Below are 12,233 nucleotides of genomic sequence, written 5' to 3' on the forward strand. Positions count from 1 at the left end.
CGATGGCGGCGGCCGGTCGCCCCGCACCCCCCGGGTCGCTCACCCTGCACTCGTCGTTGACGGCCTACGTCGCCACGCTGATCGGCGCGGCGTCGCTGGTGGCGATCGCCGTGGTCGTCGTGGCCGTCAACGGGGCGACGATCCCGTCGGTCGTCCTGGCCGTCGCGGCGTGCGCCGCGGCGGGGTACGTCGCGTGGAGCGTCCCGCTCGCGACCGCCTTCGACGAGCGGGGAGCGACACGTCGCACCCTCGTGCGCCGGCACCTGGTCGAGTGGGGAGACGTCGACGAGCTGACCCGCCTGACCCGGCGCTCGGTGGCCCGGCGGTCGTCGTCCTCGTCGGTCGGCCTCGCCGCCCGGGTCGGCGGTCGGACGCTGCTGCTCGTCGATCGGACCGAGGGGAGCGCCGAGCACGCCCGGTTGCGGTCGATCGCCTCCGCGCACCTGTCGTCGGAGCGCATCGACGACCTCGATCCGCCCCCGCCGGAGCGCACCCCGACGTGGGTCGGTCGCCGACGGCGGTGGCGCCCCGAGGGCGCCTAGCGGCCCGAGGGGTCGGCGATGGAGCCGTCGGACCCGGGTTGCTCCGCGATCGTCGTGACGTCGACGGAGGTGACCTCGCTCACGAGGCGGAAGCCGAGCGCGACGGCGAGCCGATCGGAGGCGGTGTTCTCGGCGTCGCAGCGGTAGAGCCAGTCGTGGTCGTCGTCGTGGGTGAGGACGAGCGCGGTCACGGCGCGCTGCGCCGCTCCCGTCCGGCGGTGCGCGGGGTCGCAGATCACCCCGATGTCGAGCAGGACGGGGTCGTGGACCCACGGCTGCGCGTACGCGACCGCCGCCAGGGCGCCGTCGCCGCCAGGTGCCTCGACGCCGGCGATGTGGGGGTCGAGGTGGTCGGGGTCGAGCTCGGCCTCGTCGAGGTCGTCGGCGGGGCAGCGGGCGGCGAGCGCCGCGACCAGCTCACGATCGCCCGGCCGCCCGGGGTCGAGTCGGCGCGCCCCGGAGGGGGTCGGCCCCACGGGTCGGTCGGCGCGCTCGAGGACCCGGTCGTGGCCGCGCGACGGCGAGGTGGCGCCGGCGTCGAGCATCGTCCGCGTGAACCGCTCGCTCGTCGCGGCGCGATCGGACCGCACGATCTCGAGCAGGTGCGCCCGCTCGGGAGCGCACCACACGACGGTCGAGCGGTGGAGGGGGTAGCACACCGCCGAGCGGCTGCCCTGCCGGTCCGGCGCGGGGACGACGGTGGTGCCGTCCGGGAGCTCGTGGCCGAGATCCGCCTCGGCCGAGGTTCGCACGGCGTCGAGGTAGCGGCGGGCGACCGGTCCGATCTCGGACCCCCCGGGCGAGTCCGGTCGCTGCTCGCCGTCGTCGTCGGGCACGGCTGCGAGGCTACGTCGCCGCCGGTGGTCGGCGCTCGGCGAGGTGGTCGTGGAACCAGTCGAGGATGATCTCGGCGCGCTGGACGCGGTGCACGGGGGAGCCGGTGCGCGAGAGCTCGTGGTCCTCGCCGGGGAAGCGGTAGAAGTCGACCTCCTTGCCGAGCAGCTTGAGACCCATCCACAGCTCCTCGGCCTGCGCGATCGGGCAGCGCCAGTCCTCCTCGGAGTGGATGAGCAGCATCGGCGAGTCGATGTCGCGGATCGCCCGCACCGGCGACGACGCCTCGTAGACCTCGACGTCGTCGATGTAGAGGGGGCCGTGCTCGGTGCGGAAGAAGGTGCCGATGTCGCTGCTCCACTCCTCCGACACGAGGTTGTTCACCGCTCGCTCGGAGCAGAACGCCCGGAAGCGATCGCCGTGGTGGGCGGCCAGCCAGGTGGCCATGAACCCGCCGTAGGAGCCGCCGAGCATCCCGACGCGATCGCGGTCGCAGAAGTCGTAGCGGTCGAGCGCCGCGTCGATCACGGCGAGCACGTCGTCGACGTCGGCGCCACCCCAGCCCGTGCCCGGAGCGACCGGGTGCTTGGGTCCGAGGATCGCGCGGCCCCAGTCGGCGTGGCGGCCGCTGCTGCCACGCGGGTTGGACAGCACGACCACGAAGCCGGCTGCGGCCTGCATCTGCGCCTCGTCGAAGAAGTACTCGCCGTACTGGCTGAACGGCCCGCCGTGGACGTTGAGCAGGACCGGGTGGGTGGTGCCGTCGGACAGGTCGGCGGGCCGCATGATCCAGCAGTCGATGTCTCCGGTGCCGTCGGAGGTGGGGACGGTGAACTTCTCCCATCCGCTGAGCTCGGCGGCGAGGTGCTCTCCGGTGGTGGTGACCTGGATGTCGTCGACGAACAGCTCGGCGGGGTGGTCGATGGTGGTGCGGGTGGTCGCGACGCGGTCGGCGGCGGCGTCGAGCGCGGTGACGGCGAGCGGGCCGGAGGTCAGCGCCACGGGGTCGGTGGCGCCGTCGGCGGCGATCGAGAACAGGTGGGTGTCGCCGCGGTCGTCGGCGGCGGCGAGGACGGTGGTGTCGTCGATCCAGCGGGGTGCGACGAAGCCGACGGTCGGGGCGAAGGTGCGGTCGAGGGCGGCCGACGCCCACACGATGTCGTCGGTGGTGGCGGCCTCGGCGTCGAAGGGGAGGATGCCGATCGCCGAGTTGGTGGGGAAGGTGAGCAGGTCGTCGTGGCCGATGAAGGCGATGCGGGTTCCGTCGGGTGACACGGCGGGGTGGCCGTAGACGCCGTCGCCGCAGGTGACCCGGCGGATGGCGTCGGGCCGTTCGTCGGCGTCGAGGGCGATGACGTAGAGGTCCTTCGAGAGGTTGAGGTCCCACTCCTCGTCGCGCTGGGAGGCGCTGACGACGGAGCGCGAGTCGGCGGCCCACGAGGTGCCCGAGAACTCGAACTCGCCGGGGGTGAGGTTGCGGACGGCGCCGGTGCCGTCGGCGGCGATCACGTGGACGTGGGCGGGGCGGTCGAACACCCAGTCCTCGCCGTTGAGGCGGCTGAAGAAGCGCTCGATCTTGCGCGGCGATTGCCACGACTCGTCGCTCTTCGTGTAGCGCTCGTCGCGGGTGCGGCTGGTGAACGCGAGGGTCGTCGCGTCCGGTGACCACGAGACGTCACCGAGGCCGTCGGGCATGGTGCACAGGGTGCGCGTCTCGCCGGGGGAGCCGATGGGGACGACGTGCAGCGTCGATTCGGTCTTCTCGCCGCCACGGCGCGAGGTGAACGCGAGGAAGCGGCCGTCGGGTGACCAGGTGGGCTCGCCGTCGTGGTCTCCGGCGGTCAGCGGCGCCCCGTCGAGCCAGACGCGGCTGGTGACGGTGTTGCGCTCGAGGCTGGTGGTCGACACGACGCACGCCACGTGGACACCGTCGGGAGAGACGGCGGGGGCGGACACCTCGTTGCGGCCGTCGACGAGGGCGCGGGCGATGTCGTGGTGGCGCTGGGCGATCTCGTCGGACGGCATCCGGGCGACGCTATCCCCGGGGTCTCGGGAGCCGAGCGGCCCGCCGGGGGCCTCGCTAGCATGGTCGGCCGTGCGTGACGTGATGCTCTATGTGACCCTCGTGCTGAACGTGGCCTCGTTGATCGGCTTGATCGCAGGCATCCTGCTGCACAGCGGGCGGGGCGGCGGGCTGTCCGACATGTTCGGCGGCGGCGGGGGAGCGGCGCTGGGATCGACGGCGGCCGAGCGGAACCTGAACCGGATCACCTTCGTGATGGCGCTGGTGTGGATCTTCACGCTGGTCGCGTTCTCGTTCTTCCTCGAGCGCACCTGATCACGTGCGACCCGGCGGCGCGACGGGTAACGTGGTGGGTCCACTCGTCGAAGTGGCGGAATTGGCAGACGCGCTAGCTTGAGGTGCTAGTGCCCTATTAATGGGCGTGGGGGTTCAAGTCCCCCCTTCGACACCACGTTGACCAGGGCTCCGGCCCTGGTCAGCGTCTTTTTCGGGTCGGGTCGAAACGCCGAAATCGCCCGCTTGTCCGCGGTTTGTCAGCACGGTGGACTTTCGGCTTGGCAGCGTCAGCCGTCGAACAGCTCGTCGTCGCGTTGCAGGCTCCACTCGATGGACGCCTCGGCACCAGCGACCAGACTCATGAAGAACCGGTGAGCTGGTGAGCCAGGGCGAAGCTGCGCCGCAGCTGCTCTTGATCGATCCCTCTGTTCGATGTCATGAGGAAGCGGCTCGCCCGGCGTACCTGAGCGGACGCCCGACACCATCGCTGCTTGAAAGTCCCCGCAGACAGTTCGATAGCAGTCGACTCCGTGAGAATCGGCAGCGTTCAGAATCGCCTCTGTCCAATCGATCCGCTCCCAGAGGAGTCATCGTCTCCGTGGCGCTCGATGCCGGCGGTATGTGATGTTGACCCGGTTCTTTGGACACGGGGTTATGACGGATTCGGCTGGCCGTGGTCGTGGCGCCACTTGTCAGCGTATTCGGTTGGGGTGAGGTGATCGAGGCCGCTCTGGTGTCGTTGCCGGTTGTAGAAGACCTCGATGAACTCGAACAGGTAGGCGTGGCACTCGGCGCGGGTGTCGAACCAGATGCTGCCTCGGATCCACGCGATCTCGACCTTCAATCGAGCCCAGAACGTTTCCATAGCGGCGTTGTCGTAGGCGTCGCCGGTGGAACCGAACGACAGCGACATGTCGGCGTTGCCGGCCGCGAACGCGAAGTCCAGCGACGTGTAGATCGAGCCCTTGTCGGCATGGTGAATCACTTCGGCCGGGTTGCCCGTGCGGGCCAACGCCATCTCGAGCGCGGCGACGACGAGGTTGGTGTCTTGAAGCGCCCCGGGATTCGTGGAGGCTCTGTTCCTTGAGAGGATGGAGTGATGCCAAGCAAGTATCCCGACGAGCTGCGCGAGCGTGCCGTTCGGATGGTGCTCGATCACGAGCACGAGTACGGATCCCAGTGGGAGGCGATCTGTTCGGTCGCCGAGAAGCTGGGCCCGAAGGCCGAGACGGTCCGGCTGTGGGTCCGACGAGCTGAGACCGACACCGGTCGCCGGCCCGGCGCCACCACCGACGAGCTCGCGGAGCTGAAACGCCTGAAGCGCGAGAACGCTGAGCTGAAGCGCGCCAACGACATCTTGAAGGCGGCGGCGCATTTCTTCGGGGCGGAACTCGACCGCCGATCAACGAAGTGATCCGGTTCATCGACGAACACAAGAACAACCGCAGCGGACAGTTGCGGTGGGGTATCGAGTCGATCGCCAACACGGTTGGGATCGCCCCGTCGACGTATCACGCCGCCAAGAAGCGCCCGCTGTCGGCACGTGCGGTTCGTGATGCGGAGCTGCGCCCGCAGATCCTGCGGGTGTGGGAGGAGAACCTTGCGGTCTACGGCGCCGACAAGATCTGGGACCAACTGAACAAAGACGAGGTCCGAGTCGCTCGCTGCACCGTCGAGCGCCTGATGCGCGACATGGGCTTGCAGGGCTGCCGGCGGGGACGGGTGTGGATCCGCACCACCGAAGGCGACGATGCACTCGATCGGCCGGCGGATCTGGTGGATCGCAAGTTCGTAGCGCCGGCACCGAACCGGCTCTGGGTGGCGGACTTGACCTACGTCAAAACGCACTCGGGCTGGGTCTACGTCGCGTTCATCGTCGACGTGTTCTCCCGCATGGTCGTCGGGTGGCAGGCCAGCCGATCACTCAAGTCGGATCTGGCGATCGACGCTCTCGAGATGGCCGTGTTCAACCGGAAACGCCAGGGCGCGGACCTGTCGGAGCTGATCCATCACAGCGACCGCGGAGTCCAATATTTGTCCGTTCGCTACTCCGACCGCCTCGCCGACAACACCATCGTCGCGTCGGTCGGCTCCAAGGGCGACAGCTACGACAATGCCCTCGTCGAGTCGTTCAACGGGCTCTACAAGTGGGAGCTGATCTACAAGCAGGGTCCCTGGCGCGGTCTCGACGATGTCGAGTTCGCCACCCTCACCTACGTCGACTGGTTCAACCACCGACGTCTCCACGGCGAGATCGAACCCGGCCCCGGCTTCACCACCCCGACCGCATTCGAGACCGCCCACTACAGTCAAATCGTCCCCGCCAACCCGGCCGGGACTCAATAACCCCGGCCTCTACCAAACCCGGGGCGCTTCAATTTCCCGAAAGGTACCGACCTTGCCCGATGGAACAGCGACGAGATCGAAGCCGTTGCGGCCACGCTCAACTAGCGGCCACGGAAGATCCTCGGATGGCGCACCCCCGCCGAAGCCCTCGACGATCACCTACGCTCCCTTCAACAAGCCGGTGTTGCTTCCACCAGTTGAATCCGGTCAATACACTTCTCTCGAGTTCGCCAACCGGCTCTCAGATTGGAACCTGACAGCGTCCTACGGCTCGACGGGCGACTGTTTCGACAACGCCGCGATGGAATCGACGTGGGCAACGATCAAGCGTGACGTGTTGTCGATTCACGGCGACTGGAAACACATCACGCGGTCCGAGCTGCGCACGATTCTGTTCGACTACATCGAAACTTTCTACAACCGCCAACGGCACCAGGCCGGGCTGCAACATCACACCCCGGCCGAGGTCTACGCTGCCTCAGCCGTGGCATGAAATCTCACAACAGCCCGTGTCTCACAGGACGGGGGAACTCCATCGAACCAATCATCCAACAACCCGCCCTCATGATCTCCGGTATCCAGGATGCGATCCCGAAGTCTCAAAACCTGAAGGACTTCGTGCCGAACGTGGATGAGGTCGATTTCGATTGCGGGCATTGGATCGGGACTGTCAGATCGTTGGTGTAACTGACCTGGCTCATGGTTGTTGTTGGGATCTTAGGGCCTTAGAAGAGGCGGCCTTCGAAGGTGATGGCGAAGGCGTTGAGGGCGGGCTTCCAGCGGTTCATCCAGCGTTCCTGGCCGGTGCCTTTCGGGTCGAGCGACCGCACGACCATGTAGAGGCATTTGAGCGCTGCTTGCTCGTTGGGGAAGTGACCGCGTGCCCTCGTTGCTCGCCGGAACCGGGCGTTCAACGACTCGATCGCGTTCGTCGAGTAGATGACCCGGCGGATCTCCGGTGAGTAGTCGAGGAACCCTGTCTGTCAGGCTGAGGTGAGACACCGGTGATGCCGGTGCTCACTGTCCATCGGGGCGAGAACAAGGACACCTGACCGATGACCATGACCACAACCACCACATCAGTTCGCGCCCAGAATGGGAGCGTGAACGAACACGATGATGCTGTCGATCCGGCAGCGAAACCGACCCGTCGACGGTTCTCGAACGTCTTCAAGGACCGCGTCATCGACGAGTACGACAACGCCGCGACCAGCGAGGAGCGCGGTGCGTTGTTGCGCCGCGAGGGCTTGTACACGTCGCATATCTCGGAGTGGCGCAACCAGCGCGCCCGCCGCGACCAGCCGGCCACAACGGCCAAGGATCGTCGACGTCGCAGCGCGGAGCAGGCCGAACTCGACCGGCTCCGGAAGAAGAACGCGAAGCTCGAGTCGGAGCTGGAGCGCACGAAGTTGGCGTTGGAGATCACGGGAAAAGCACACGCGCTCTTGGAGCTGCTCTCCGAGAGCGCGGACATCGACCCGAAGTACAAGCAGTGATCGACACCCACCTCAACGACCTCACCGCAGCGACGTCGACCAGACAAGCGTGCCGTCTGCTCGGCCAGCCCCGGGCCTCGCACTACCGGCGCTGTCGACCACCCAAGTTGGGTCCGCCCGCACCTCGACCGGTGCCACCGAACAAGCTGACCGAGGCCGAGCGCCAACACGTGCTGGCGGTGCTGCGTTCGCCGGAGTTCTGCGACCTCGCACCCGCCCAGATCTGGGCGCGACTCCTCGACAACGGCACCTACCTGTGCTCGATCTCGACCATGTACCGCCTGCTGCGCATCGCGGGTCAGAACCGCGAACGACGCCGCCAGCGCACCCACCCGGCACGCAAGAAACCCGAACTCATCGCCACTGCACCCAACGCCGTCTGGTCGTGGGACATCACCAAGCTGAAGGGCCCGACGCGTGGCGTCTACTACGAGTTGTTCGTGATCATCGACATCTACTCCCGCTATGTCGTCAACTGGTGCGTCGCACCAGCAGAGACCGGCCAACTCGCTGCCGACTTCATCGACGCCGCCTACCGAGACCAAGGTGTCGCGAAGGGCGAGTTGGCGTTGCACGCCGACCGCGGCAGCGCAATGACCTCCAAGCCGGTGTCACAACTGCTGGTCGATCTCGGCGTCGCACGATCCCACTCCCGGCCGCACGTCTCCAACGACAACCCCTACTCCGAAGCCCAATTCAAGACGCTGAAATACTGCCCGGCGTTCCCCGACCGATTCGGCTCCATCGCGGATGCCAGAGCGTTCTGCGCCGAGTTCTTCGATCACTACAACCACGTGCATCGCCACTCCGGGATCGGGCTCCACACGCCGGCCTCGGTTCACTACGGCACCGCCGACCAGATCCGCGAGCAGCGGTCGGTCACCCTCGACGCTGCCTACGCCTCAAACCCGGCCCGATTCCGTCACCGCCGGCCCGAACCCCCGAAACTCCCAGCTGTCGCCTGGATCAACGAACCCCAACGCGAGGCCCTCATCCACTCAAACTAGAAATGTCTCAAACGGCTTGACAGGTTCCGGAACGGCACGAACTCGGCCCACGCGTTCTTCCAGAGCGACTGGATCGCCGGGTAGCGGTTGCCCCAGATGGTGTGGAACTCGTCCAATCTCGCTGCGGCGTCGGCTTCGTTGACGGCGGTGTAGACGGGTCGCAGATCGCGTGCCATCTTGTCCCAGTCGGCGCGGCTGGCGAGGCGGAAGGTGTTGCGGATCAGGTGCAGCACACAGGTCTGCACGATCGCCAACGGCCAGGTCGCCTCGATCGACTCGGGCAGGCCTTTGAGTCCGTCGCACACGACGATGCAGGCGTCTTCGACGCCGCGGTTCTTGATCTCGGTGAGCACCTGCAACCAGTACTTGGCGCCCTCGCCACCGGTGCCGACCCAGAGGCCGAGGATGTCGCGTTGACCGTCAACGGTGACACCGATCGCCGCGTACACGGGCCGGTTGGCGACTTGACCGTCGCGGATCTTCACGACGATCGCATCGATGAAGATGACCGGATAGACGCGGTCGAGCGGCCGGTTCTGCCACTCGGCCAACTCGCCCAGGACCCGGTCGGTGATCTTCGAGATCGTCTCGCGGGAGATGTTCGTCGAGTACACCTCGGCCAGATGGGCTTCGACCTCACCAGTCGTCAAACCCTTCGCCGTCAAGGAGATGACCATCGAGTCGACCCCGTCGAGCCGGCGCTGGTTCTTGCGCACCGTTTCAGGCTCGAAGCTGCCGTCACGATCGCGTGGCACCTCCAGCTCGATCGGGCCGATCTCGGTGATCACCGTCTTCGAACGTGTCCCGTTGCGACTGTTGCCACCGTTGCGGCCCTCGACGGCGTGTTTCGGATAGCCGAGATGTTCTTCCATCTCGACCTCGAGACCCGTCTCGAGGACCTGCTTCGTGAGATCGCTCAGCAGCCCGCCGGGGCCGACGAGATTCCGCCCGTCCGATCGTGCCTGGTCGACGAGCTGCTCGGCAAGCGACCGATCTGGCCGCTCCTCGCTTGTCTCATCCGACGGTGTCACCACCGCCACATCATGGTCTGTCATCGTTGTCTGTCCTTCCGGCCAAGCGAGTCGCTCAGCGTTTCAGGCCAGACCAGTTACACCGCGGATCTGACAGTCCCATTGGATCCAGCAAGAACGGCCGGAGGACACGACCGAGGCGATTCTGACCTGGCTGGAACAGCAGGACGCCACGTAACGGTTCATCGACCGATGCTCTGTTGCCGGGTGAGCCATTCGCCGCAGGCCAACATCGGGTTGAGCGACCCCGAGCGGGCTCGCCCGATGTTCAGATGAGGAGGACCTGCGGAGCGTGGCGTTGAGACCAGAGCGGGCAGGCTTCCCGGATACCAGCAGGTACTCAGGGTTGTCCGCGGAAGGTCTGAAGACAACGTCTGTTCCCACCCTCCCGGGCCGACAGGTTGCGCGTGAGTGGTCGTCCGGCTTCTCGCTCCGGTCCGACACGAAAGCCACTGCACGTGGGAGTGCTTCAGGGCGTTGTCCATCGTTGCACCCCGGCGCTTCCGTATGCGAGAGCGTGCACGGCCTTCACCGGCTCGATCGCGAGGCAGACGATGTCGGGTGAGGCGCTGCCGCCGGGAGCGAACTCGGCGAGGTCGTAGTCGAAGACACCGCTCCACAACCTGGCCTTGGTTGCTGCGTCGCTGTGGATCGTGGCGTCGCCCCAGACGAGCAGCCCGTCGCCGGCGTCGTTGGCCTCCCAGTGCATCGAGACCTTGTGGTGCTCCGCAATGTTGCGGGTCTTGACGGCGGTGGTGCCCGTCATGATCCAGATGGTCGAGCCTTCCCATCCGGGGTGCACCGGAACGACGTGAGGTTCGTCGTGTGGTCCGATGGTCGCGAGGTAGGTGCGAGGAGACAGTTGGCGGCCGATGGCCTCGATGTCGGAAACGTGCATGGTGGGTTCCTTCCGGCTCAGAGGTGAGCGAGTTCGGTCAACATTTCGAGCAACCGGGTTCTGTGCTCATTGGCGAGTGGAGTCTGTTCGACCATGCGAGACGCGACGTCGTCGACGACTCCCGCCGCATCCGCAACCAACTCCTCACCCTGAGGCGTCAGACGCGCCATTGCGAGACGCGCGTCGCGCTCGTGCTTCGTCGTGACCACCATTCCCAGCTCGGTCAGCGGCCGAAGCGCTCGTGTGACCGCGGATGGAGAAAGGCCGACCGATCGGGCAAGGTCCACACGGCTACATCCCTTCTCGAGACCGCCAGCGATCGCCGAGAGCAGCCGGTACTCGGAGTAGGTGATGCCGCGAATCGCACTGAGATTGCCGTTCAAGATCCGTTCGAAGGCGCTCCATGCGTCGTGGAGCGTCGCGGCGAGAACGGCCCCATCGATGGTTTCGGCATCGGTCATTCCATGACCATATCATTGAGTACTCACGGATCACACCGTGATGGCGGAAGGGTCTGCTGCACGATCTGGTGACAGGTGGCGTTTGTTAGGCGACCTTGGCGGTCGGGGTCATGATGGTCTCGTATTCGATCGGGGTCAACCGGCCGAGGCGGGGCTGTCGCCGGCGGCGGTGGTAGGTGCGTTCGATCCAGGTCACGATCTCGATCCGCAGCTCTTCTCGGGTGGTCCAGGTGCGCCGGTTCAGCACGTTCTTCTGGAGCAGTGAGAAGAACGATTCCATCGCGGCGTTGTCGCCGGCGGAGCCGACTTGGCCCATCGAGCCGACCATGCCGTGACGGATCAACGCCTGCTGGGCTTTCCGTGAACGAAATTGCGATCCTCTGTCGGAATGCAGAATGCAGCCGGCCACGTCACCGCCTCGACGCGCAGCTGCGTTGTCGATCGCCTGGACGGCGAGGCGGGCCTTCATGCGTGAGTCGATCGAGTAGCCAACGATCCGGTTCGACCAGACGTCTTTGATCGCGCACAGGTAGAGCTTTCCTTCTCTCGTCCAGTGCTCGGTGATGTCGGTCAGCCACAACTCGTCAGGCCCGGCAGCGGTGAAGTCGCGCTTCACCAGGTCGTCGTGCGCAGGAGCGCCCGGCTTCGATACCTTCGACTTCTTCTTGCCAAACACTGACCACCACTGGTTGTCGCGGCAGATTCGCCACACGGTTCGGTCGGCGACCTCGAAGCCGGCGGTTCGAACTTCGTCGGCCAGGAATCGATATCCGAACTCCGGGTCATCGACATGGGCGTCGAAGAGGGCGTTGGTGAGGTGCGCTTCGTCGAGCAGCGCGTCGGTGACGGGCTCGTGGCGCCAGCGGTAGTAGTCCTGGCGGCAGAGCTTCAACACCCGACACGTCACCGTGACGGGGATCCCATCAGCAGCGAGCTCTGTCACGAGCGGGTAGATCCTTTTCCCGGCAGGTTCGCCTGAGACAGATACGCAGCCGCTCGGCGCAGCACTTCGTTCTCCTGCTCGAGGAGCCGAATGCGCTTGTTCGCTTCGCGTAGCTCGGCGTTGTCGGCTGTGGTCTTGCCGGGCTTGGTGCCGGCGTCGACAGCGGACTGGGAGAGCCAGTTCGACAGGGTCATCGGGTGGATCCCGAAGTCCTTCGCGATCTGCTCCAACGTCACCCCCTCTTCGCGGTTCTGGGCGACTCTCACGACATCGTCGCGGAACTCCTTCGGGTAAGGCTTCGGCATAGCAACATCCTTCCAGGCCCGCCTCGAGGGCAAGCCAGATCAGATGTCACCGAACCGTGCAGCAGACCCTT

The 12,233-nt window shown here is 66.3% G+C and carries 11 protein-coding genes, 1 tRNA gene and 3 pseudogenes; 7 read left to right on the forward strand and 8 right to left on the reverse strand.

Annotated features, from left to right (window positions below; genetic code table 11):
* Window positions 1-2 precede the first annotated feature (2 nt).
* Window positions 3-542: a hypothetical protein gene (locus ACOOHC_RS07435; protein WP_420453362.1), complete on the forward strand. Its 540-nt coding sequence runs from the start codon at window positions 3-5 to the stop codon at window positions 540-542.
* On the opposite strand, the gene ACOOHC_RS07440 is transcribed toward ACOOHC_RS07435, so the two are convergent.
* Both ACOOHC_RS07440 and ACOOHC_RS07445 read right to left on the reverse strand, forming a co-directional pair.
* Window positions 539-1,378 carry a GNAT family N-acetyltransferase gene (locus ACOOHC_RS07440; protein ID WP_420453363.1) on the reverse strand — a complete coding sequence of 280 codons (840 nt, stop codon included), beginning with the start codon at window positions 1,376-1,378 and terminating at the stop codon, window positions 539-541. The two genes, ACOOHC_RS07435 and ACOOHC_RS07440, sit on opposite strands and share 4 nt — an antisense overlap.
* Before the next feature lie 10 nt (window positions 1,379-1,388).
* The gene (locus ACOOHC_RS07445; protein ID WP_420453364.1) at window positions 1,389-3,401 is read right to left on the reverse strand and encodes a S9 family peptidase; all 2,013 of its coding nucleotides are present in this window, start codon (window positions 3,399-3,401) and stop codon (window positions 1,389-1,391) included.
* Window positions 3,402-3,471: 70 nt separating this feature from the next.
* On the opposite strand from ACOOHC_RS07445, the gene secG reads away from it, so the two are divergent.
* Both secG and ACOOHC_RS07455 read left to right on the forward strand, forming a co-directional pair.
* Window positions 3,472-3,714, forward strand: coding sequence for a preprotein translocase subunit SecG (gene secG / locus ACOOHC_RS07450; RefSeq protein WP_420453365.1), 243 nt, complete (start codon window positions 3,472-3,474; stop codon window positions 3,712-3,714).
* A 46-nt stretch (window positions 3,715-3,760) separates the two neighbouring features.
* Window positions 3,761-3,850, forward strand: a tRNA-Leu gene (locus ACOOHC_RS07455).
* 477 nt (window positions 3,851-4,327) lie between these two features.
* On the opposite strand, the gene ACOOHC_RS07460 is transcribed toward ACOOHC_RS07455, so the two are convergent.
* Entirely contained in the window at window positions 4,328-4,840 is a 513-nt protein-coding gene (locus ACOOHC_RS07460) for a transposase (RefSeq protein ID WP_420453366.1), read from the reverse strand.
* Here ACOOHC_RS07460 and ACOOHC_RS07465 point away from each other — a divergent pair.
* The 3 genes and pseudogenes from ACOOHC_RS07465 (at window position 4,775) to ACOOHC_RS07475 (ending at window position 6,514) form a co-directional block, all read left to right on the forward strand.
* Window positions 4,775-6,021 (forward strand): IS3 family transposase gene (locus ACOOHC_RS07465; protein ID WP_420451160.1). Its coding sequence is split into 2 segments (ribosomal slippage): window positions 4,775-5,048 and window positions 5,048-6,021, totalling 1,248 coding nucleotides; the frame shifts between segments, so codons are not numbered across the junction. The two genes, ACOOHC_RS07460 and ACOOHC_RS07465, sit on opposite strands and share 66 nt — an antisense overlap.
* 33 nt (window positions 6,022-6,054) lie before the next feature.
* Window positions 6,055-6,222: pseudogene (locus ACOOHC_RS07470) on the forward strand (IS30 family transposase); the annotation flags it as partial.
* A complete protein-coding gene (locus tag ACOOHC_RS07475; RefSeq protein WP_420453367.1) occupies window positions 6,203-6,514 on the forward strand; it encodes an IS3 family transposase in 312 nt (103 codons plus the stop codon). The pseudogene ACOOHC_RS07470 and the gene ACOOHC_RS07475, both read left to right, overlap by 20 nt.
* Window positions 6,515-6,746: 232 nt before the next feature.
* Here the strand turns inward: ACOOHC_RS07475 and ACOOHC_RS07480 are convergent.
* Window positions 6,747-6,995, reverse strand: a pseudogene (locus tag ACOOHC_RS07480) (transposase); the annotation flags it as partial.
* 81 nt (window positions 6,996-7,076) lie between these two features.
* Between ACOOHC_RS07480 and ACOOHC_RS07485 the strand changes: the two are divergent.
* A protein-coding gene (locus ACOOHC_RS07485) for an IS3 family transposase (protein ID WP_420451466.1) occupies window positions 7,077-8,524 on the forward strand; the annotation gives its coding sequence in 2 pieces (ribosomal slippage) (window positions 7,077-7,446 and window positions 7,446-8,524; 1,449 coding nt in all).
* Between the two features lie 5 nt (window positions 8,525-8,529).
* Here the strand turns inward: ACOOHC_RS07485 and ACOOHC_RS07490 are convergent.
* The 4 genes and pseudogenes from ACOOHC_RS07490 to ACOOHC_RS07505 form a co-directional block, all read right to left on the reverse strand.
* Window positions 8,530-9,579: pseudogene (locus ACOOHC_RS07490) on the reverse strand (IS256 family transposase); the annotation flags it as partial.
* A gap of 445 nt (window positions 9,580-10,024) precedes the next feature.
* Window positions 10,025-10,453, reverse strand: a complete 429-nt coding sequence (locus tag ACOOHC_RS07495) for a pyridoxamine 5'-phosphate oxidase family protein (protein ID WP_420453368.1) — start codon at window positions 10,451-10,453, stop codon at window positions 10,025-10,027.
* Window positions 10,454-10,470: 17 nt separating this feature from the next.
* On the reverse strand, window positions 10,471-10,914 hold the full coding sequence (locus ACOOHC_RS07500) for a MarR family winged helix-turn-helix transcriptional regulator (RefSeq protein ID WP_420453369.1): 444 nt from the start codon (window positions 10,912-10,914) through the stop codon (window positions 10,471-10,473).
* Between the two features lie 85 nt (window positions 10,915-10,999).
* Window positions 11,000-12,162 (reverse strand): IS3 family transposase gene (locus ACOOHC_RS07505; RefSeq protein WP_420450242.1). Its coding sequence is split into 2 segments (ribosomal slippage): window positions 11,000-11,875 and window positions 11,878-12,162, totalling 1,161 coding nucleotides; the frame shifts between segments, so codons are not numbered across the junction.
* Window positions 12,163-12,233 lie beyond the last annotated feature (71 nt).

It is taken from the genome of Ilumatobacter sp., assembly GCF_965215205.1.
Classification (GTDB): domain Bacteria; phylum Actinomycetota; class Acidimicrobiia; order Acidimicrobiales; family Ilumatobacteraceae; genus Ilumatobacter_A.

What these genes read in the sequence shown, in the direction of transcription:
- ACOOHC_RS07435 (WP_420453362.1), top strand. Translation starts at nt 3, where the DNA reads ATGGCGGCGGCCGGTCGCCCCGCACCCCCCGGGTCGCTCACCCTGCAC.
- ACOOHC_RS07445 (WP_420453364.1), bottom strand. Translation starts at nt 3,401, where the DNA reads ATGCCGTCCGACGAGATCGCCCAGCGCCACCACGACATCGCCCGCGCC.
- ACOOHC_RS07495 (WP_420453368.1), bottom strand. Translation starts at nt 10,453, where the DNA reads ATGCACGTTTCCGACATCGAGGCCATCGGCCGCCAACTGTCTCCTCGC.
- ACOOHC_RS07500 (WP_420453369.1), bottom strand. Translation starts at nt 10,914, where the DNA reads ATGACCGATGCCGAAACCATCGATGGGGCCGTTCTCGCCGCGACGCTC.